Here is a 22,442-nt window from a genome sequence, read left to right as displayed (position 1 = left end):
ACATTGACAAAAATACGAAATCTTTAATTTTAATAAATCAATTATTCCCATATTCACATGGTATCATGCTTATCTCGTTGCAAGGTTCAAAGTTTCATCCGCCATGCTTACAGTGTATACTATACTTCTATGAATTGGAATTTGGATATTTACACAGAAAGGTTGAAAGACATGTCGACTCGCATCCCTTTACGTCAGCTAATGCTTACTGTTTTACTAGTCCTTATGTTATCTATTTTATCCGCCTGTGCAGATGGAGAAGCGCATCTAACGGTTAATATGGATGGATCAACGGATCTGGATCTCAATCTTAATGTAACCAACTCTGCCCTTGGAAAGATCGGACAAGACAATCTCATGCCTCTGATCGCAGATGCATTGAATCGAAATAATTTCCAGGCAGAGGTTTCGGAACAGGGAGATCAGAAGCAACTCACAGCGACAACCCATTATGAAAAAAACAATACGACCAGCTTTGATACATCCAAGTTACCACAAGGCATTCAGGTCGAACAATCCACTACAGCCGGCTTCTTCACTTCCAAAATGCATATCACAGCAGAAGCCGATCTGATGGAGTCCATGCCGGATGGTGAGATCAAAAATCAGATTAACAAGGTGCCTAGCTTTCTAAAGAATCTCTTGTTAAAAGATGTTAACTTTGACTTCAAGTTGTCTTTGCCCATCAAGGCAGCCGATTCCAACGCGGACCAGGTGGAGGATGGTGGAAAAACGCTCATTTGGCACGTTTCACCACTCCAGATGAATAAGCTAGATCTGACTGTACAGGTTCCCAATATCCGGAATATTATCATTGTGGCAGTCCTTGGCTTATTGTTAATCGTTGCGCTGCTCATCTGGATTTTCGTTCGCCGCAGACGGGCCAGACAGCGCCAAAGTGCACGACCACATCGCGGAAAACGTTAATTTCATCAAAACAATTTTATTTGTGACTTGCCAAACGGTGTTATGGATAGTAGAATACATCCGTACTGTGTGAACGGTTAGATTTTTAATTAAGCAAAAGCTAAAGAGGTGACAGGTTTCATGAATATCCGGGAATGCCCACTACCTGGTATCGGAGTTAAGTACCAGTTTGATACAAAGGGCGGCAATCAGTTAGTCATTATTGTACACGAAGACGGACGCCGTGAATTATTCTCCGTTGATCCACAAGACAACGAAGAACTCACTCTGATTGCAGAATTGGAAGATGACGAATGCGTAACCCTCTCCGGGTTAATCGGAGGATGGTCCTGATCCTTGTGGTCAGGAGCCTATGAATTGGACTGAATGACAGAATAACCTGCACCTTGATTTTCAAGGCGCAGGTTATTTTTCCTTTACTTTACCCTTTGAGACCGGATGTATGGGACCCATGTATTCAGCACACGGCTAATCTCTGTGGAATGGAACGGTTTGCTGATAAAGTCCTGCATTCCGCATTTCAGACACTCCTCACGGTCACTTGAGCCTGCAAAGGCTGTTATTGCTGCGATGACCGGGATCTCCGGATGAGTCTGCCTGATTTTGCAGGTGGCCTCAATGCCATCCATAATCGGCATTTGAATATCCATGAACACCAGATCATATTGTACATTATTCAATGACTCTACGGCTTGCGCACCATTTTCAACAATATCACATACCCCACCAAATTTACGCAGCATTTCCTCCAGCAGATGACTATTGACCGCCTGATCTTCAGCAATCAAAATTTTGATGTCATGCGCAAGACTTGCTCGATCCAATAGCAGTTCATCATTCCCGGCGATTTCGATCGGGTCACTACTTTCATCGAGCCATCGTTCAAGCACCAGGGTGAACTGAAATTCTGCTCCCTCACCAATTTCACTCTGGACGCCAATTGCTCCGCCCATTAATTCCACCAGTTTCTTGCTGATTGCTAGTCCCAGACCTGTGCCGCCAAACTTGCGATTGATGGCCGGATCAAGCTGTGAGAAGGATTGGAACAATTGATGCTGTTTCTCCATTGGAATCCCGATTCCTGTATCTTGGACCTTAAAGATCAACATCAGGTGATCCTGACCATGCTCCTCTGAGAAATCAACGCCTACCTTCACCGTAATTCGGCCCTGCTCTGTGAATTTAACAGCGTTCCCCACCAGATTAATCAACACCTGCCGGATCCGCGTCTCATCCCCTCGAACACGTTCAGGAATGTGATCTGACATTTCACAGTAAAGTTCAATATTTTTCTCGGAGGCTTTCAGTGCAAACAGCTCAATCACACCACCCAGCATCGCCTTAATATCTACTGGTGTGCGCTCCAGATCCATTTTGCCTGCCTCGATTTTACTGAAATCCAGAATTTCATTCAAAATGTACAAAAGAGACTCACCGCTGTCAATGATGATTTCCGCAAAACCTTTCTGTTCCTCATCCAGCTCAGTTTCCATCAACAGATGAGCCATGCCCATAATACCGTTCAATGGCGTACGAAGCTCATGACTCATAATGGCGAGAAACTCGGACTTCGCACGGTCTGCATGCTCTGCTGCTTCCTTTGCACGAATAATATCCTTCACGGATGTCATATCACGGAAAACCAGAACGGCTCCACGGGTTCTCCCCTGATCCATAATCGGCTTCAATTGGAACTCAGCCAGGAAACTGGACCCATCTGGTCTCCAGAAAAGAGATTCGGTACGCGGCAGACTTCGTCCCTCACGTACAGCCTGTAAAATCGGTGTATCCTTGGATGGATAAGGGATGCCTTCGCTTTGCATCTGGATCATCAACTGTTCGAGCGCTTTGCCATTCATTTCACTTGGGCAGAAGTTGATGATCTCCGCGGCGGCCGGATTGGCAAAGTTCAGATTCCCATTCAGGTCCAGTCCAATCACACCCTCAGACATGCCATTCAGAATCAGTGCCCGTTCATAACTTAGATTTTCAATTTCCTCGACGTAACGTTTGGACTCTGTGATGTCACTGGTGATCCCGTAGACCCCAACGACTTTGTCCTCAAGGATAATGGGAACATTAATCACGCTCGTCTCAATTCGCTGCCCATTTTTGTGAATCAAACCGATCTCGTATCTTTGTGCAGTGCCCTTCACCGTTTCCTCAAAATGATGACGAGTCTGATCCAGATCCACAGGGTCGACGAGGTGATCAAAAGGCCGACTCAGCAGCTCCTCCTTGGTGTGTCCTGTCAATTGTTCCTGACCTAAATTTGCCTTTAACAGATTGCCTTCCAAATCCAGAGAAGCAACTCCTAGCGGGTTACAGTCAAATAACGATCTGTACTCCTGCAGGCTTAACTGTTGTTGCTGACTGGCTGAAATATCACGGGTTACGGCGACGATCTCTATCAGTTCACCTGCATCGTCATACACATAATGTGTAATGGTATCTGCCCACACCGTAGATCCATCCTTATGCAAAAGACGATAACTGATCCGTTTAGGAGCCAGACCCTGCCTCTGCTCTTCCACGTAGGCATCGACCATAGGTACATCATCCGGATAGATAACGAGTATTCCCGGCTTACCTATAATTTCCTCTGGCTCATAGCCCAACATGCTTTTACATGCATTTGATACATATTTAAATGTACGATCAGGATCAGCTTGATGAATGACAATGAGGTCAAGGGAAGACTCTGCCAGCAGACGAGAGATGCGGCTGCTCTCTTCCAGTTGCTTTCGCTTCACAATAAGGCGTTCCTCTGCATCCTTTTGCTTCGTAATATCAGCAGCCTGTACCAACAGATACAATGGCTCACCATTCGTTTCATCCCTCACAATGCAAGCTCTAATCGTTGCCCATAATAGCGAGCCGTCCTTTCGTTTCAGACGAACCTCCGTCTCGTACATCGGACGTGTTTCATCGGTCATTTCCCAGAACTTGCTGCGAAATTCCTCCATGTGCAGATCTTCTTCATAGATCATATGTATGACCGACGTATCGATTAGTTCATCTTCACTGTACGCGAGCATCTCGCAAAATGCCGGATTAAGCTGCAACCAACGTCCATTCACATGTGAAGCGACAGCAATGCCTATCGGTGCGTGCGTATATAATTGTTCGAACAGAGACCGGCTCTCTGTAATGGATTTCGACACCACATGTCCTCCTTTATGAGAATCTGAATGTATTCCGTATGAACAGATCGACCTGAACATAACTTCATCTATAGAGTACTACCCCAAATGCCATGATTTATAAACGAGGTCAGGCAAAATCCACGCATGAATCGACATTTTTAATCTTGGATACTGACGACTTTCATGTGTACATACCAATTCGAACACATCACGTCATATACTACACAATACCCGTGCTCTCCCGATTATACAATGTTGAATATTCGAACAGGAACGGAGGTTATGAATCATGATCATTGTCGCCAATCAACCTGCCCAGCTGAACCGCTCGGACTGGTCTGATTTTGAATGGTATTGGTTACAGCAACTCCAGAATCGTCCAACGAGGTATGTCTACCAATCCATGGATCATCTTCGATTTGAATGGGATTTGAGGGGCTCTCTCGTGGACGCAGCAGAAGGGCTTGATCGAAGCGGGGTGAGTTTTGCATCCTTTGAAAAATCCAGATGTAATCCTGCCTACTGGAATCGTAATGCTGAGGGTGGATTCGAGCTAAAATCGAACGTCACCCCCGCCGATGGCATCCGGGATATCTGGAGGAATGGGCACTTATACGCCTTTGAATGTGCAACAGCCACCGTCATTGTGCTGTATGGTGGCGTGCTGGGAAGTATTCGCGAAGACGCCTTTAACTCCCTGTTTCGAAATCTGTTACTCTTTGACTGGCATTATGACAGTGACCTGCGATTGACAGAAAAAAACGGTAGTGAAACCGCCCTTCCAGGAGATGTACTGTATTTCAAAAATCCTGATGTCTCTCCCGAAACCCCCGAATGGCAGGGAGAGAATACGATCATCTGCGCGAGAATTGGTATTATGGACACGGCATTGGCATTGCACGTGGCGAAGACATTATACGTACCCTGAATCAGTTCCGCTTTCCAGGTAGCCGGGTCTCCGCCTACTTAATGGATATGGTGATCTATCCGGACTTCTTTTATTTATCCCGATTCGCCAAAAACGGTCAGAATAATATGGCCGCTGGTTCTACGCCTGTATTACCCGGACAGTTATATGTACGCCTTGGGGGCAGTCGTTATTTACGAAGCTGAACTACTGGAACGTTAACGGCAGCGCATTGAATAGTACGCACGATATCTCAATCCGAGTGACGTCAAACAAGCCCAATGATGCAGCAGTTACCCTGCCATCTCATTGGGCTTTCCTCACATTCTTTTACTAACTGCGTTATCAACATTTGCCTTACCTGTGTGCTACTTTGAAGATCACTTCTGACAGCTTACGCATTCGGGTCCAGTTGTACCACAACCTGTTTACCACTTACCTGAACCCCCGTCGTTTTGCTGCCGAATTCAGCCAGCGCTTTGCTCAGTTGCTCAGCCCACTCCTTGCCTGCAGCGCCTTCTTTGGCTCCATGCACCTGAATGACGAGCTTTACCGAATCACCCTTCTTCAGAATGCGTTCCGCCTGAGACTGCTTCGTATCCCGGTCATGATCCTCCATCGCAAGGTTCAACCGAATTTCCTTTACTTTACGTTTATCGGGGGATTTACTCGCTTTTTTCTTCGCCTGCTGCGCTTCCGCTTTGGCTGCTCCTGCGCCAATCAGCTTGCATGGTGGCGGACTCGTCATCAAGGACAAGCACACCAGATCTACCTTATGCTGCTTCGCAAGTAGAAGAGCCTCCTGCGTGGACATCACACCCAGATCTTCACCGTTCAATCCGGTAAGCTGTACTTCTGCTGCTTTGATTTTTTCATTTTTGATCATGATTCTTCCTCCTCCACATCAAAAGCCTGTCCTGACCATTTACGGATCAGAGCAGGCTAGGATGGTGTTGCTACGATTTGCAAAACATATCAGCGTACGAATACGCTAATCCGTCCGATTTACAGCGTGTTGAATGCTTCAGTCAGAACCGGTACAATTTGTGATTTGCGTGATACTACGCCTTTCAAGATAGCTCTGCTATCAGACAGCGTCACATTGTAGGCTTTCTCCACCGCTTTGGTGGATGCACCATATGCCAGAGCAACGGAATCGTTGTTCAGAATGTCTGTTACGACAAATACGAACAGGTCGAGACCTTTACTCGAAATAATCGCTTCAATAGCTGCTTCAAGCTCAGGTTGCTTCACGAGAACATCATTCACGTCCACGGCATTAACCTGTGCAATTTCCACTTTGGATTGACCCATTACGAATTCTTTGGCATCCAGGGAAATCAGTTCAGCAATTGTTTTTTGGCTCAGATCCGCGCCGGCTTTCAGCATGTCCAGACCATAGCTGTCTGCATCTACACCAGCAATGACAGCCAATTCACGCGCAGCGGCTACGTCTTGCTCTGTGCAAGTCGGGGATTTGAACAACAGGGAATCGGAGATAATGGCAGACAGCATCAGACCAGCAATCGGCGCACTCACTTCGATACCATTTTCTTTGTACATTTTATTCAAAATGGTTGCTGTACAACCTACAGGCTCTGCACGGAAATACAGAGGTCCGCTTGTCTCAAAGTTAGCAATACGGTGATGGTCGATAACTTCAACGACAGTCACTTCCTCAATATCGCTTACGCTTTGCTGACGCTCGTTGTGGTCAACCAGAATGACTTTATTTACTTCATTTGCAGCTGTTTTAATCAGACGTGGTGCTGCGATTTTGAATTGATCCAGTGCGAACTGGGTTTCACCATTGACTTCGCCGAGACGCACAGCTTCAACGTCCTGACCCAATTTTGTTTTCAGATCCGCATAGGCGATTGCCGAACAGATCGTATCCGTGTCGGGATTTTTGTGACCGAAGATTAACGCTTTCTCCATATTTATAGCCCTCCGTCAATTCTCATTTAGAATAATACATGTCATATTTTAATCATACCCTACTGATTATAGCGCTAATAAGGCTTAATTCCAATCCCGTTACAGCGAATTGATTGCAAATCATTCTCAGGTAAGTCATCTTAGAAAAAAACAATACCCTCTCTGTAATTCTAATTTACAGAGGTCTTGGCCACATTAGCAATCAGGTGTTTCTCCAATTTCTCCCCTTCACACAAGGCCTGAACGAGCGCTCTGCCTGAATCCGGTGTCATTTGGCCATACCAGTCACCCTGTGGATACACAATCGTTACGCATGCATCGTCACACCGACCATTACATTTGGTACGCGTTGTATGGATGAATCCTCCCGCCTGCTGCTTGAGAATCTCGTCCCGCACCGCCTGTGTTACTTCTTCTCCATCATTACGCATGCAGGTTCCACCATTGCAGAGTAAAATGTGATGTTGCAGTTGATCCAGATTATAGATAGCCAAACTTGGTTCATTCCCCTCAAGTCGATATGATATGTATCGTATTTATTCCATCGTACAACCTTATAAATTAGCATACGAAACCCTGATGCGCAACGAAAATATTAAATCTCAGGCTCTTCCGCGCTCTGCCCTTGCCGTACAAAAAAGGTCTGTAGACTGCCGTCCTCGCTAATCTCCAGCAAGTTCAATTGCGCTCCGTAGGCACAACCACCGTCAATGCCAATTTTGTCTCCGCTCGGGTCAAACCAGATGCCTGTCTCATCATGCAAATGCTTCACGGGTGTATGTCCAAATACGACTGTCTCTCTAATCGACGTTGGTCTGGAATAGAATGATTCACGAATCCAAATAAAGTCCCGCTCGGACTGGTTTCTCCAATCCTCGATATCCGGGTTGATCCCGGCATGCACAAAAATATAACCGGGAATCTCGTACACCAGCGGAAGCTGTTCCAGAAAACGAAGATGGTGTTCATAGTGTGTACGTATCCACTGTTTGGCTTCAGCGTAAGCTTCCCAATCTATCTGTTGCTCATCATCATAAGTAAGCTCCAGATAACTTGCCATCGTCTGTAATCCGCCATTACGAATCCAGTGTTGGTCATATTGCTCAACATCCTGGTTCAGTGCCTTGACCATCATGGCATCGTGATTGCCTTTGATCACAATAATATTGTGCTGTTGTTGAAGCTGCATAATCTGTTCGATGACCTGTTTGCTGCTTGGACCTCGATCCACATAATCACCGAGCAAAATCAATTCATCCTGCTGTGGATCATAATCTACAAGCTTAAGCAGTGCGTTAAATTCATCGTAACAGCCATGAATATCACTAATGACACATCTGCGCATGTGAATCTCTCCTCTCCCTGATCACGCAAGAGTATAACCGGAACCTTGCAAGTGCAAGATTCCAGTCTGTTCAGAGTAGTTATTCCCGCTTGCTTACCATTAGTCCTGCTTGAGTCCAAAGGCTTCTGCAATCAAGCCGAATGAGCGCAGACGTGCTTCAAACGAATGGACCGCTGACGCGATAATGACTTCATCCGCTTCATGACGTTCAGCCATAGCAGTAATTTTGTCCCTCACCTGATCTGGTGTACCCACGATAGAAAAAGAACGGCGTTGACGGATCTGTTCCATCTCCATCGCTGTAAATGGATAGTTGTTCACCGTATCCAAAGATGGGAATGAACTTTGCTCAAGACCTCGTCCCAGACGCAGGAAGAAAAGTTCATTGCTGCGTGCAAGTTCAGCGGCTTCTTCCTCTGTCTCCGCACAGAATGCAGACACAGCAATCATTGAATGTGGTTTGTCATTCAGGATGGACGGCTTGAAATGTCTGCGGTAATGCTTCATCGCTTCTTCGCCGCCGGGTGTTCCGAAGAATTGGGCAAACGCATACGATGTCCCTTGCGCCGCAGCAATTCTCGCACCTTCGGAGCTGGAACCCAGCAACCATACTTCAGGAACGGTTGGAACCGATGGCCCGGCTACAAGAGATGCGAACCGATGATCCTCTGGCAATTGCTCGTGGAAGTATCCACCCAGATCCGCAATCTGCTGTGGGAAGAAGTGTACATTCGATGATTTGCCTTCGTTGAGCGCTCTGCTGGCAATCGGCATGCCGCCCGGTGCTCTGCCAATCCCAAGGTCAATCCGTCCCGGATGCAGAGCTTCCAGCAGACGGAAATTCTCCGCAACCTTGTAAGCACTATAATGAGGCAACATTACACCGCCGGAACCTACACGAATCCGATCCGTATGTGCTGCGACATGTGCAATCATAACTTCCGGACTGGAGAAAGACAGTGCACCACTACCATGATGCTCCGACATCCAGAAACGGGAGTACCCCAATTGATCCGCATGTTGCGCGAGTTTCACCGTTTCCTGCAACGTATCCTGTACACTTCGGCCTTCATTGATATGTCCATGTTCAAGTACACTCAGTTTCATATATATTCAATCCTCTCGTCTGTTAGGTTCATGCGTTCTGTGAATATGAGTTCTGCGAATATTACGCGCTCTTGCTCACTTCGTTCTTGCTTGTTCCATTGTAACATTAATTATTACAGTTTCAAACTTTAGTTATCCTCTTTATTACCACACTCGTGCAATAAACATGCAAAAAACGCCACCAGCTCTTAGACCGGTGACGTTTTTACTAAATCTTATTCGAGAAATATTAACTTATGGCGCACGTTTCGGTAACAACTTCACATACTCGTCAGACAATTTCATCAGGCTGAGCACATGTTCATAATCGGAACGATACGGTTCCAAATCCGTTACCGGTTCATAGGTTTTGAGCGAATAGGCTGTTCCATCGTCAAAGCCTGCACCAGGGATAAACATGATGTCATTGTTAACAAATGAACCTGTCGGCAAGTAATACCGGATACCGAAGGCATTATGATCCATGTTCAGCAGATCATGCCCGAATGCAGTGAACTTCTCATCCTGGAGCGAAACGCCCATCAGATTCATGATCGTTGGCAGCATATCCAGCTGACCGCCAGGCTGCTCGATCAATTGTCCTTTGGTCTGTTTTGGCGTATGAATCATGAACGGAATATTGAAACGACTTACTTTACCGTCATAAGGAACGCCCAGATTGGCCTGGATTTGCTGTGTAATCTCTTCGTCAGCAGGCAGACCGAAATGGTCTCCGTAAAGCACTAGCGTTGTGTTATCCCATAATCCATTCGACTTCAACTCATTAATGAGTTGACCGATGGCATAGTCCGTATAGTTGATCGCTTGCAGATAATCGTGAAGCAGTTTGTTCGTGATGGTCGCAGGAATCGTGATTCGCGCACGATCAGCGGGAACCGTAAACGGCGAGTGGCTCGATGCCGTAATGAACTGAGCATAGAACGGCTGATTCGCAGCCTGATGCGCAGTCATTTTTTCCACACCTACACGATATAACTCTTCATCCGATGGTCCAAAGTCATTGAATCTGTCGTTCTCGAAGCTAGGCTTGTCGAAGTAACGAGTGAATCCGAGTGCCGGATACATTTTGTTCCGGTTCCAGAAGGTGACGTCATTGACGTGGTACGTCTCGGACTCATATCCCTCTTTTCCCAATAATTTGGGTAGACTTGGCAGTTCACGGTCACTATAGCCTGCTGACATGGGAACAACTCCGGTTGGATAGATCGACGTGTTCGACATGAATTCGGCGTCTGATGTGTTTCCCTGTCCGATCTGTTGGAAAAAATGAGAGAAATAATAGCTTTCTTTCGCCAGATCATTCAGTACCGGTGTTAACTCCTGACCGTCCAATGAAGCATTAATCGGGAAATTCTGAAAGGACTCCAATTGCAGTACAATCAGATTACTGCCTTTCGCCTGACCGAAATATTTGGCTTTCACGGCTGTACCGTCACTTGGTTTATCCTGATACGGATACTGGCTAACCAGCTCATTGATCTTGGCGATCGTTTCGTTAATGTTGCCATTCGCAATGGCCTCATTCTCTTTGCTCGTCAGAATGGCGGACGATACCTGATAGTTCAGGAATCCGAGATTCTCGGCCCGCACCAGCTCGTTATCAATCGTTTCACCTTTGACAATAAAACTGCCAGACAGCACGATGCAGAATGCAGCAGTAAGCGCGACGCCCAGCTTGCCCCAGTAACGTCTGCGAATTCTGCCAAACGTCAGACCGCTATCGCGGTAACTGCTGTGGTTACGTCCGCCGGAACGTCTGCGCATGATCAACCATATTGGCAATGCCAGCACGATGTCTGCAAAAAACAGAAAGTGCTCCGTTCGTACCAACGGTCCGATACTGCCTCGCACTTGTGCAACTTGCCCTAACTCACTAAGCGCGGTATAGGTGGGCACCGAACTGAAATGAACGTTATACAGCGTAGCCGCGAACAGAACCAGAGAAAACAGAATATTGAATCCTCCGTATACTGCTCGCTTCCAGCCTTTGGGAACGATCAGATCCAGCAGGCATACCACGGTTAGTGCGCCTAATGCGTCAGTTAACAGACCGATACCGGACAGACCCTGGAAAAAGAAATACCGCAGCAGTGATAACTTCAGCAGCATCAGAATGAATAACACGGCAAATAAGGTCCGTGATGAAGTACGTTCATTTTTGGAATTATACATGGTCGCTTTCAACCCTTACCCTGAAATTTTACGTTCATTTTACAAAACGCATATTTCAGTATAACAGTTTTCTGGTTGCTATTCCATGGAAGTTCCCTGTAGGACAGGGTGAGCGTTACGCAATTGTGGTTATATCTGCATTCTGTGTGATCGCACCCTCTCTCTGTCCCTTAATGGCTGCTTGTGCAGCCGCAATTCGTGCATAAGGGATCTGTTCAGGCAAACAACTTACGTAATCTAACCCAATCCGGTGGCAGAACGTAATGGAATCCAGATCCACAATATTTTCTCCACAGACCCCTGTCTTCAGATAAGGTTTACGAATCCGACCCTGAACAACCGCCATCTCCACCAGTTGTCCAACGCCCTCAGTGTCCAGCACATGGAATGGATTATTCGTTACCGTACGAGAGTCTTTATCACGTTGAAGGAATCGCTTCTCGGCTTCTTGGCGGCTATATCCAAACGTCTTCTCTGTCAGCTCATCCGCGCCAAACGAGAAAAAGTCTGCCTGCCGAGCAATGTGAGTCGCCGTCAGCGCAGCTCTCGGAGCTTCGATCATCGCCCCCACTTTATAGTGACAATGCCGCTTCTCCTCACCAAGCACTTGGTCAGCCACATGATCTACCAGATCTCTCATCTCCTGAAGTTCATGCACATGACCGATCTGCGGGATCATAATCTCGGGACGTACCCACCAGCCTTGCCGGATGCCTTTCACCGCTGCGCGGAAAATCGCTTCCAGCTGCATATCAACGATCTCCGGGAACACCGTACTCAGCCGACAAGCCTGTTGCCCCAATGTCGGATTATGTTCATGCAATTCACTGACTCTGCGAATTACACGCTCCAGTTCCTCCAGTTCAATCTGATGGTCTTTTGGTTCCTGCTGCTCCTCTGCTTGTAACCACTCGCGCCGTTTCTCCAACACTCCCAGATCCGGTAGCAGTTCATGTAACGGTGAGTCGAGCAATCGAATGGTTACCGGGTATCCATCCATCGCTTCGAATATCTGTTCAAAATCAGACTGCTGCATCGGTAACAGACGCTCCAACCCACGCCTGCGCTCAGATTCACTGTCAGCCAGAATCATTTTTTGTACAAAAGGTAACCGTGCAGGTGACAACAGCATGTTCTCAGTCCTGCACAGACCTATACCCTCAGCCCCCATTAGTCTTGCAGTGATGGCATCCTGTGGTCGATCAGCATTAGCAAGTATCGTCAACTCTTTAACTTCTTCAGCCCATTCGAGCAGTAGTTGCAGATCTGCTGATGAAGGTGAACTTGAGTTATTCTTAGATGCTGGACATTCATCATTCGTTACTGGCTGGTTCTGTATGGGCAGATTTCCAGTGCTCGCTTCTCTGTTAGAAATAGGATTTGTGTAAAGCTTCTGCACTTCCGTGATATGCGCAGGTTGGATGCGAAGAAGTGCATCCTCCTTGGTGATGAGTCCTTCATCGACAAAATCCATGGCACTCCTCAGTGCAGCTGTTGAGGATAATCGGGCTGGCTGAATCTGCGCAACATACAACGCGCCGGATTCAATCACAAAGTTGATTTCCTGCACTTCTCCCTTATGCATCTCCAACTGGCTACCTATCTCCAGCAAACGTGCGTACAGCTCAGGTTCTTCATTCCGTAAATGCTCCAGACCGTGATCTGTTTGGCTGACGTTCCCGGTTGGGATGTATTGTCCAGTGACTCCCCTTTCTCCTGTAAGTAGATTACGCGTATATATTGTTCCAATCCCGCTTAAATCTCCGCATGTTCCATGCATCATCGTCTGTATAAGAACAGGAGCGCTTTGCTCCGAAGAAATATAATATGGTTTACGCATGATCTCGTCCTGAGAACTGGATGCTTTGATACGCTGTGAATGAGATACCGCACGCACTGCTTCTTTGAATTGAATTTGAACATCTTGAGGAAATGGGTTACGTCCCTTCGCTTCAATTAAATATTTAAATTCCGTAATGGTTAATTCAAGTTCAGCTTCATCCTGACCCTTGACGTGACTCGATATTTCTGTGAAAAATTCAGATGGAATTGCATATACCAGCTGTCCATATTGCTTTAAATAATCTAGGTAACATTGGAGTGCATACAACCGATCACCAATTTGACGTGCGAATCCTTCCACAGTAACATCATTCAGACCAACATTGAGCAGTGATTGTGTCGAAGCTGCTGATGTTCGATCCTGGTCCTGGTCCGTGCGTACCGCGAGTAGTAGCGGATTCTCCGAATGTCCCAAGAACTTGCCGGTTTGCTGTTCCAGATGCCGGATTGCGTTAACAATCTCTTCCTCTCCTTCACCGGAAAGATGTCCAAGACGGGTACAGAACTCGCGACAGTATTCCGTTGTGACCACAAATCCGGCTGGGACAGACCACCCTGCAAGGATAAGTTCTGCAAGATCAGCCCCTTTACTGCCCATTAGCCCTTTCATCTCTGCCGTACCTTCTTCCAACAGAATTACCCGTATTGTCATTACAGCTCTCCCATCCGCCATTTATGGCTATGCTTGAAAACCTCAATCCCTGCGTTACAGATCAGCCTTCATTCTAATGGTATGTCGCAATCTTTCAGTCAAGGACATCCGCTTTCGCATTTTGTGCTCGTTATCCTGTTTTTTTGTAAACGCTACACTAAAATAAGATGAAACAAGCCTTTTGAGCAGTTGCATTAGCTCAATCATCTTAGTGATCAGGATCGATTAACACACGTGGCCACCAGGGTATTTTTGTAGTTTTTCGCTTATTGTGATACCTCCACTGTTTAAATTTTCAAACGAAAAAGACCGCCATATAAATGACGGTCAAGCTTCAAGATGATTATTGAAATAGATACTTGAAAAATAAAACTGAACCAAGAACACCTAATATCAAAAATATAATTGCTGAATTTCGATCTTTCTTCCACATCCGAATTGCATTAGCAATATTAATAATGCCTAATGCAAGCATGCTAATACGAGAATCTACTTGAAACAAGTTGAATATCAGCATAATGGCAACTACTATCGAGGTACACCAGAACCAAATTGGAATCTTATCCTTGATCATTATTCTTCTCCTTTAGGTTGCATCCTATCTTTTATATTATATTCCACAACCTAATTAAAACCCCTTTATTTGGTCTATTAATCAAGCAGATTATAGATTAACCAAAAAAGGCAGCACCCGTAGATTCTTAGCGTGCCCGCGAATTACATCACAAAATTTTGATAGCTTAGAAAAGAATATGATCTATTTAATTAAAACATCTCAAGTTAATTCATCCATCAAGCCATAAACCGCAGAATATCCTCGATCTTCTTCCCATGAGAGATCACACCGTAGTTCATCCAGCTCATAAAATCCACTTCATACACATTGCCACTCTTCACCGCAGGCAGGCGTTTCCATTCGTCCCTTTCGAGCAGTTCGCGCTCATCTCCAGGTTTAGCAGAATTTCCAGTGTCAAATGTAATCAACAAGTGATCCGCATTAAGCTGACCTAACTGCTCCAATCCAATGAGAATCCTCCGCTCGTGTCTTGTCCATTGCTGCACACGGGAGTGAGGAGTCAATCCAAGATCCTGATAAATTACAGGCCCGACGTAGCCCTGCTGATCCCCATAGAGGGTAATATCGGATGCAGATATACGTAAAAAAGCTACCGTCTGACCACGCATATATTGTTCTAACCGTCCTTTGGCTTCCATTGCCTTGTCTTCATACGCACCGATTACATCTTGAACCCGATTCACCTTCCCCAAAACATCGGCTGTGGATTTCAAAATGGAACGCCAATCTTCTCCCAGATGTTCCACGTAAAACGTAGGTGCTACCTGCTCAAAGCGATCCAGATTCCATCGATCATATCCTTTGTCCAGCATGATAAAGTCAGGTACATTGCCTAGGTTAAACTGCGCATCCTGCTGGCTCACATCGAATTCGGGCACATCGTCCAATCCCAAATAATGCTGTCTACCCCATGAGTGATGCGAACATTGCAGTACAGGCTTTACGCCAAGGGCCAACACAAAGTCTTCCAGATACGGAGCAAAGACACGAACCTCTTGACGGTGATGACGGCGATATAACCCAGGTGAAATACCAGCGTATTGCTTGAAACGGCGACCAAAATAGTACTCGCTACTAAATCCCACATTTTGTGCAATTTCATGGATGCGGTCATCCGTCAGCTGCAATAGTTGCTTCGAACGCTCCAGCCGAACCGTATTCACATAATCAAGCGGAAGCTTGCCTGTAATTTTTTTGAATTGCCGAGTATAGCTCGCTCGGGTAAGACCAATATCTGCAGCAAGCTCATCCACGGTTATGGTCTGATCATAGTGGTCGCCAATATAGCGAATTGAACTTTTAATACGTGAACGCTCATCGGGCGCTTCTGTTTCAGGATTACTCTGGCGAAGCAGAGCACGAAACCACTCCTGGAAACGAAGCTGTACCTCCCATTGCTCTAGCCAATCGCTATTAATCTGTTGACGCAACATTTGTTCCATTGATTCAAGACAAGAACTCCACGGACTGTAATTCAGCTCGATAAGAGATAGCGATGCTTGAGTCTGTATCCCATTAAGAAACCTATGTTGCTCAGTCGTATCTTGAATATGCAATTGGTTCGAATTCTCTTCTTTCAATTCAGCCACCATCAGATCAAGCTTATAGTATTGCAATTCATTTTCAGTCCAAGAAGAACTTTCTATTTTAATGGATGTTCCAGCCGGAACAAACATAATCATTCCTTTTTCCAAATGAACTTCCCGATCTGAGCAAACCATTGAACCTTTCCCAGACGTTACAACGAATAGAGAGTGGGAGGACGATATTCTGTATAGCAAACGTTTATCGATATGTGATGTATTATGATCTACGTATTCCATATGCTGAAGTGTGCATAGCCAGGGCTTGGGAATCAGTTGTATTATCATGGGGCACATGTTCATCGTCCTTAACTGAGAATTATTATCATTTAAAATAGTGTATACGAAAAAAGAAAGCTCTTCAACCCTGGCTGAAGAACTTTCTTATGGGATTATGCTCGAATCAATTTCATAACTCACTAAAATAGACTAAGGTCTTATGAAATTGATTCACTTATGGAGTCATTTTTTCCAAGAGATCATCGATTTTCATCGAATTTGCTGTAATCGCACCTGATTGCCAATGTGATCTTTCCATGATGTACACCTGATTGTTTTTAACCGCCGGAAGGGATTTCCACAACTTGCTGTCTAGTACCTTCAAGGCTTCCTTGTTCTCTGGAGATGACCACTCCCCATTAGAAGGGAAAATAATAAGGTGATCCGCATCAAGCTGCGGAATTGCTTCTTCTGACAGAATCTCCTGGTATTCCTCCATTTTACTTACTAGTGGATGCGGGGTCAGACCTAACTCCGAGTAGATAAATCCGGTGTAACGGTTTTTGATGCCGAACAACGCCAGCGTGTCATCGTTAACATTCAGTCGGACAACCGCAACAGTCTCGTCTCCGACCGCTTCCTGCAACTTCGACTTGGCATCCGCAATTTTCGCCTCAAATGCCTTTGAAACTTCTTCACCCTTGTCCGGTTTACCTACAACATCGGCAATGGCTGTCAAGATTTGATTGGAATCCTGCAGAATGCCTTCAGGTAGACGATACGTCGGTGCTACCTTGGAATACATCTCATATTTCTCCGCATCTACTACACCATCCACAATAATGAGATCCGGATCATATTCCAACAAAGCTTCAATACTTCCTGTTATATCAAATTGCGGAACGTCCAGTTTTAAATACTCCTGCACACCCCACAACGGATGATACCACTGCACTACAGGTGTAATATCGAGCGCCTTCAAATAATCTTCTACATATATTCCAGCAATCCGCTGTGGCTGAACCGGAATCGTCACATCTCCAAATTCATCCTGTACAACCCGTGTCGCAGGCTCTGTCTCGGTTTCAGTAGTATTTTCTCCAGAAGCTGCACTTTCAGTTGCAGGAGTCTGTTCCGCATTCGTTGCGGTATTTGTACTACATCCTGAAATCACTAGACCCATGAGCAGTAATGTGATCGCCCACCCTTTGAAACCTTTAATAAAACCTACCATGATACCCTTCACCCCTATGTGATCTGTTGATGTAACCATGAGAATGTTTTACATATAATGATTATCATTCTCATTTATTGCTTAGGTGAATTGTAACTCATGTTTCAGCCGACTCACAATGTACATTTGATGCTATTTTTTTATACAAACGAAAACAACCATATTGGTCGCTCCCCGCTTATCGCAGGGGCAACCGACCTTGACGATAACTCTCCAATAGTTGATTCACAAAGGAATCTTGCATCACATCCTGTAACAGTACAGCGCCAATTAAACCCATATCATCACTCACATACCCCGCTAACTCAGGTTCGCCGGTGAGAGCTAAGGTCTGTTTGAACGCCTGTTCCCTACATGCACGCAGCACCTCTTCTTCAGCCACAGCGGATGCTTTAGCCCATCGTTCAAAGGATTGCATCCATTCGTCAGCAAATGCAGAGGCATCCCGCTCATCCAGGTAAACTTCCACATCCAATCCTTCGAATGTCTGCTGGTTCAGAATCCGTCCCTCGTTAAGATCTGTCAGTAGCTTCTCCACATCCGTTTTGCTCATTTGATCTCCCCTCCAGTTCCTCATCATGTCAAATACATCTCAGGTATAACAAAACGCTTCATCATCTGCTTGGGATCGGCTGTAAAATGATCCAATTGAAGTTCCTCATATTCGCGAAGGATACATTCAAAGATACGAGCAATTACACCACAATCTGCCAACGCATTGTGCCTGTGAATCCCATCTGTATTCAGATCATAATACCGAATCAGAAAATCCGTTGAGACGACCTCGGTAATCTCAGGATGAATATAGGTAAACATCGCTTTTGTATCCAACACCGGGTTGGTCAACATCGGAAGACCATACTCATCACAATGCCGCTTCAGTATGGGCAGATCATACTCATATCCTGCTTGTGTTACAAGCACATTGTAACCAATAAATTCCTGAAAGGACTGAAATGCTTCTACGAATGACGGAGCCTCCACCATATCCTCATTCGAAATGCCTGTTAATTTCGCCACAGCTTCTGGTATAGGTTTGTTTGCGCGTGTAAGTGAAGAAAATGTTGTATTACATCGTTGACCTCTTTGGTAATGCATCGCACCAAACTGAGTCACACTCTCCACCACAGGATTAATGCCTGTACCTTCGAGATCAAATATACAGTACATTCTTTCCTGTAATGAAGATACGCTTAGATTTTCAACATAGTATGTATCAGGCAACAGCGTAATTTTCATCCGTCCAACTTCCTCCTCTACACTATCATCCTGGCTAATGCCTGTCTCATATACGGCTCTGTTACTTCCACAATCGAGTGACCTGGACCAAGTTGTGCATTTTATTAAACTCCAGCTTATAGATATCAGGCATCGAAGTACTCTCCCAAAAGTCATATCCGTAAGAAGAATCATAGTGTTGTAAAATAAGCGTCATTATATCTCCATGTGTTCCGATGACCACCTTCTGACTCCTATGTTTATCCAGAATTCTATCAATCACCGCTACTGCCCTTGAGCGAGCCTGTTCACCAGATTCCCCACCAGGAAATGCATACGTAGGATCACGGTACAATCGTTCCTTGGATTCATGGAAACTCTCATGCTTCACATCCGAACTCGATAACTGGCGTTCACGCAGATCTTCCTCTGTCACCACCATTCCACCTGACCGATCTGCCAGAATCTGAATCGTATCTACCGCCCGCCTGTAAGGACTGGAATAGAACAGTTGAATCTGCTCCTCATGGAGCAGACTAGCAACCGTTCTCGCATCCTGATGACCTTGTTCTGTCAGTCCACGCTCGCGCTCCTGTCCTTCAACATATCGAGACTCCGCATGTCTAACAAAATACAAAACCGTACTGGTCTCGCTCATCATCCTTTCGCCAACCCTTTCTTCTTCTCAATGACAATCAGGCAGGTACTGTCTGGCAAAGGCACAGGTTCACCATCTTCGTTCATGAAGATTATCCGTTCTCCGAGTGCTTCTGTGTACCCCTCCTGAAGGAAATGTTCGAAAGTGATTATCTCCGCTTGTTCACCTAGTGCTTCTCGAATACAGTTCTCATAGGTAGTTGGTGTAAAAATACCGAACTGTTCCTGAATCTCATGCACATATGCCTCTTCGCCCCACGTATACGTGTAGAGAAATTCCATCGCATCGTTGATCGGCAGTACAACCTCGTTGTCTGAGACCCGCTCATATTCAATTGCACGTCCCTGAAAATCCTCTGCATACCGCTCCAACCAGCGCATCCCATCCGGTTCCAGGAAACGAATCCTGCGCTTCTGTGCCTCCGGCTCACTCATGATACCATCCCGAATCAGAATTCTTCCTCCAGGTGACAGCACACGGAATGAACTTCTCAACGCTGCCACAACCGTATCGGAATTAAATCTTCGACCATCCAATTCAATATATGAATACAATTCATGCAGAATGGATGAAAAAATAACCGTATCCACGGTGCCAGGCTGCACATACTGCTCCAGTTGCAGGGCATCGCCCTTCATGACTTGCCAGTTGTGTCCCTCGCGCTGTTTTTTGCGCTCCAGCGCTTCAATCACATTGGCTGAGATATCGATACCAATCGGCTCCACTTCCGGTTTTTCCTGCTCAATCAGATCCAGAAGAATTCCTCCACCTGGACCAATATCCAGTACCCGTTTACCAACGATATAGTCCAGCAGCACTTTTTTGTAATCCCCGGAACTGTTCATATCGGACAAATACGTCTCTTCGTTATGGAACCGATCATAGGCATCCCGGCGCAACCCGAACAGATCGAATAAAAGCAGCACAGCCTTCTCATATAACGGCGACTTTTCCGCTTCAATACAGAATGCGATCAATTTCTCCGCCGCTGGAGAAAATTCGAAGGTCACGAATAATGTATCCGGCAGATCCGTATGACGTTCAATACGATGGGTTAGATGGGGATAGACGATCTGCTCCCCGGAAGCAATCTGTTCCCATGAATACTGTTCCAAATACTTTTCAATCATTCGTTTCTTGTAAATATTCAGCTTCTTGACGCCTTTATAGTCGTAATACATCGTGTTCATCAACGGTTCGAAGCTGATATGACGGACCATATCGGATTGACTCTCCATACATGTTGGATTCATACTTTCGCTGCGGAGCGTCAACAGGAACACTTTCACCATCTCTTGCAACGAAAAATCCTGCATGGCCGACTCCACATACCACAGCGTACGATGCGCCAACGGAGCCAGAATGGGTTCCACATCCATTTCCGTTTGGAGTTTGGCATAAGCCTCGTCCATAGCTTCTCCTTGTCGAATAGATGAGCTTCTTAAGCGGGATAACCGTTCCTTGACGCTCCAGTCCTCATGATCCGGTCCGGCGATAATCCAGCCTACAATTCGCTCTACCTCAGCCTGAACCTGATTCCATAGCGCTGGGTCAACGCCTGCAATAATACACTCATTTAATGCCATCAGTAGGTTGTGCAATTCATCTGTAGACAGCCATCCTTTAACGATTAAGGTGTGAAGCGGCGCATTCTCGGCAAATGGAATCTCGCCGCGTATGTATTGGCCGATAAGTCCATGCGTAGCAATTAGAGTACGAATAATCTCATGCCTTGGCATGTGTGAAGAAGGCGTAGTATGCTTGCTTAACTCCTCATTCTTACTTAGGGCATCGCTCGCAGATCCATGTTGATTGATACTCGTCTCATTGGTTTTACCCATCTCGCTATCCAGGTGGCCTGCCCCTGCGTACAGATCATATAACTGAGCGGACCCCACATTGTGTACAAACAGGTTAACGCCTTGCTTTTGCCATACCCGCCGTTGCTCTAATGATCCGGCCTTCGCCGTCTCTGACCAGATTAATACGTCCTCCAGAATTTCTCGCACCCAAAAAGAAACCTGAAGCTTCTCCAGTACGTGAAGTGTACGCTCGGTGTAGTCCAGCACCGGATTTGTTCCCTCAAGTTCGGCAATGGAATGAATGCGTTCGAGGTTAATACGGGGCTTCTCCGCTGCTGCCAGCAGTTGCAACCATTGCTGCTGGGCTTCGGGCGTGTTACCTGACTTATATAATTGTATGGCCTTTAATGAATGCAGCATGAATACTCCCCTCTCTTTCTCTACTCTTTTTATATAATATAGTTAGATTCGTCTAACCGACGAATTCGTTCCTGAACAAACTTTAGCAGCTGTTCCGCTTCTTGAGCGGGCAAATCCTCGTCAAGACGCGCGGTAGCAACGGGCAGCATCCAGGATTCAATCGTTTCCCGGGAAATACCGGAAAGCTGTATATAGTGATTAACATAATATTCGACCAGTGATTCACGAGCCATTTCAAATCCCATTCGTATCGCAGGCTCCGTATCTTCCGGCAAAGTGCCGCTCATTAATATTACCCAGCTTCGAGCCACATCACCCGCTGGATCACCCGACATGCCAGTCATCCAATCGATGACCCAGTATTGATCACCAGCCTCACTCAGCATAATGTTATCAGGGTGAAAATCGCCATGACAGATCTGCTGTTGATCAGGCAGTGTTGTTAAGTAAGAAAGGACTCGCGCTTGATCGTTCTCGGACAATAATCGAACATTGCGAATCGCTCCGGATAAAATCTTCTTCTGGGAGGGCAGTGTTGCTTCATCATCTCTCTCGCAATGAAGTCTGTAATGGCACTCGGCCATTTTGGATGCGAGCTGCTCTAGTATAGCAGGTTGTTGAATGATAAGGGATAACAGGGTGTTACCCTCCACTCTTCTAAAAACAATGCCTGCACGCGGCGTATCTTCTATCAA

At 45.9% G+C, this 22,442-nt stretch carries 19 protein-coding genes; 4 read left to right on the top strand and 15 right to left on the bottom strand.

The window, feature by feature from the left end:
* Positions 1-201 precede the first annotated feature (201 nt).
* Together NYE45_RS12190 and NYE45_RS12185 are read left to right on the top strand one after the other, a co-directional pair.
* Positions 202-927, top strand: coding sequence for a hypothetical protein (locus tag NYE45_RS12190; RefSeq protein WP_340016813.1), 726 nt, complete (start codon positions 202-204; stop codon positions 925-927).
* Positions 928-1,047: 120 nt separating this feature from the next.
* Positions 1,048-1,260, top strand: coding sequence for a hypothetical protein (locus NYE45_RS12185; RefSeq protein WP_062834023.1), 213 nt, complete (start codon positions 1,048-1,050; stop codon positions 1,258-1,260).
* 83 nt (positions 1,261-1,343) lie between these two features.
* Here the strand turns inward: NYE45_RS12185 and NYE45_RS12180 are convergent, their stop codons facing one another.
* Complete coding sequence (locus NYE45_RS12180; RefSeq protein ID WP_340016812.1) at positions 1,344-4,091, bottom strand: PAS domain S-box protein; 2,748 nt, start codon at positions 4,089-4,091, stop codon at positions 1,344-1,346.
* A gap of 271 nt (positions 4,092-4,362) precedes the next feature.
* Between NYE45_RS12180 and NYE45_RS12175 the strand changes: the two genes are divergently transcribed.
* The gene (locus NYE45_RS12175) at positions 4,363-5,001 is read left to right on the top strand and encodes a protein-glutamine gamma-glutamyltransferase (RefSeq protein ID WP_340016811.1); all 639 of its coding nucleotides are present in this window, start codon (positions 4,363-4,365) and stop codon (positions 4,999-5,001) included.
* Positions 4,908-5,186 (top strand): hypothetical protein, encoded by a 279-nt coding sequence (locus NYE45_RS12170; protein ID WP_340016810.1) that lies wholly within the window; start codon positions 4,908-4,910, stop codon positions 5,184-5,186. The genes NYE45_RS12175 and NYE45_RS12170 overlap by 94 nt, the downstream gene beginning before the upstream one ends.
* A 188-nt stretch (positions 5,187-5,374) precedes the next feature.
* Here NYE45_RS12170 and infC read toward each other — a convergent pair whose 3' ends face one another.
* The 14 genes from infC to NYE45_RS12100 all read right to left on the bottom strand — a co-directional run bounded on the left by infC (position 5,375) and on the right by NYE45_RS12100 (position 22,442).
* A complete protein-coding gene (infC, locus tag NYE45_RS12165; RefSeq protein WP_340016809.1) occupies positions 5,375-5,866 on the bottom strand; it encodes a translation initiation factor IF-3 in 492 nt (163 codons plus the stop codon).
* 119 nt (positions 5,867-5,985) lie between these two features.
* Positions 5,986-6,918: a manganese-dependent inorganic pyrophosphatase gene (locus tag NYE45_RS12160; protein WP_340016808.1), complete on the bottom strand. Its 933-nt coding sequence runs from the start codon at positions 6,916-6,918 to the stop codon at positions 5,986-5,988.
* Between the two features lie 170 nt (positions 6,919-7,088).
* Positions 7,089-7,412 carry a (2Fe-2S) ferredoxin domain-containing protein gene (locus NYE45_RS12155; RefSeq protein WP_062834020.1) on the bottom strand — a complete coding sequence of 108 codons (324 nt, stop codon included), beginning with the start codon at positions 7,410-7,412 and terminating at the stop codon, positions 7,089-7,091.
* A 101-nt stretch (positions 7,413-7,513) separates the two neighbouring features.
* On the bottom strand, positions 7,514-8,263 hold the full coding sequence (locus tag NYE45_RS12150) for a metallophosphoesterase family protein (RefSeq protein WP_340016806.1): 750 nt from the start codon (positions 8,261-8,263) through the stop codon (positions 7,514-7,516).
* 99 nt (positions 8,264-8,362) lie between these two features.
* Entirely contained in the window at positions 8,363-9,370 is a 1,008-nt protein-coding gene (locus NYE45_RS12145; protein WP_340016805.1) for an LLM class flavin-dependent oxidoreductase, read from the bottom strand.
* A 234-nt stretch (positions 9,371-9,604) separates the two neighbouring features.
* Positions 9,605-11,542 carry an LTA synthase family protein gene (locus tag NYE45_RS12140; protein WP_340016804.1) on the bottom strand — a complete coding sequence of 646 codons (1,938 nt, stop codon included), beginning with the start codon at positions 11,540-11,542 and terminating at the stop codon, positions 9,605-9,607.
* A 115-nt stretch (positions 11,543-11,657) separates the two neighbouring features.
* The gene (locus tag NYE45_RS12135) at positions 11,658-14,036 is read right to left on the bottom strand and encodes a putative PEP-binding protein (RefSeq protein ID WP_340016803.1); all 2,379 of its coding nucleotides are present in this window, start codon (positions 14,034-14,036) and stop codon (positions 11,658-11,660) included.
* Between the two features lie 792 nt (positions 14,037-14,828).
* Positions 14,829-16,307: an AraC family transcriptional regulator gene (locus NYE45_RS12130; RefSeq protein ID WP_340016802.1), complete on the bottom strand. Its 1,479-nt coding sequence runs from the start codon at positions 16,305-16,307 to the stop codon at positions 14,829-14,831.
* Positions 16,308-16,650: 343 nt separating this feature from the next.
* Positions 16,651-17,649: an ABC transporter substrate-binding protein gene (locus NYE45_RS12125; protein WP_340016801.1), complete on the bottom strand. Its 999-nt coding sequence runs from the start codon at positions 17,647-17,649 to the stop codon at positions 16,651-16,653.
* Positions 17,650-17,827: 178 nt separating this feature from the next.
* Entirely contained in the window at positions 17,828-18,202 is a 375-nt protein-coding gene (locus NYE45_RS12120) for a hypothetical protein (RefSeq protein ID WP_340016800.1), read from the bottom strand.
* Positions 18,203-18,225: 23 nt separating this feature from the next.
* Positions 18,226-18,888, bottom strand: coding sequence for a 3'-5' exonuclease (locus NYE45_RS12115; protein ID WP_340016799.1), 663 nt, complete (start codon positions 18,886-18,888; stop codon positions 18,226-18,228).
* Positions 18,889-18,949: 61 nt separating this feature from the next.
* A complete protein-coding gene (locus tag NYE45_RS12110; protein WP_340016798.1) occupies positions 18,950-19,525 on the bottom strand; it encodes a histidine phosphatase family protein in 576 nt (191 codons plus the stop codon).
* Complete coding sequence (locus NYE45_RS12105; protein WP_340016797.1) at positions 19,525-21,747, bottom strand: class I SAM-dependent methyltransferase; 2,223 nt, start codon at positions 21,745-21,747, stop codon at positions 19,525-19,527. Before NYE45_RS12105 ends, NYE45_RS12110 begins: the two co-directional genes overlap by 1 nt.
* Before the next feature lie 29 nt (positions 21,748-21,776).
* Positions 21,777-22,442, bottom strand: a complete 666-nt coding sequence (locus NYE45_RS12100; protein WP_340016796.1) for an aminoglycoside phosphotransferase family protein — start codon at positions 22,440-22,442, stop codon at positions 21,777-21,779.

Source organism: Paenibacillus sp. FSL K6-1318 (assembly GCF_037976905.1).
GTDB lineage: Bacteria > Bacillota > Bacilli > Paenibacillales > Paenibacillaceae > Paenibacillus > Paenibacillus amylolyticus_A.
Note: the sequence above shows the minus strand (reverse complement) of the source record. Positions and strands in the feature narration are given on the sequence as shown.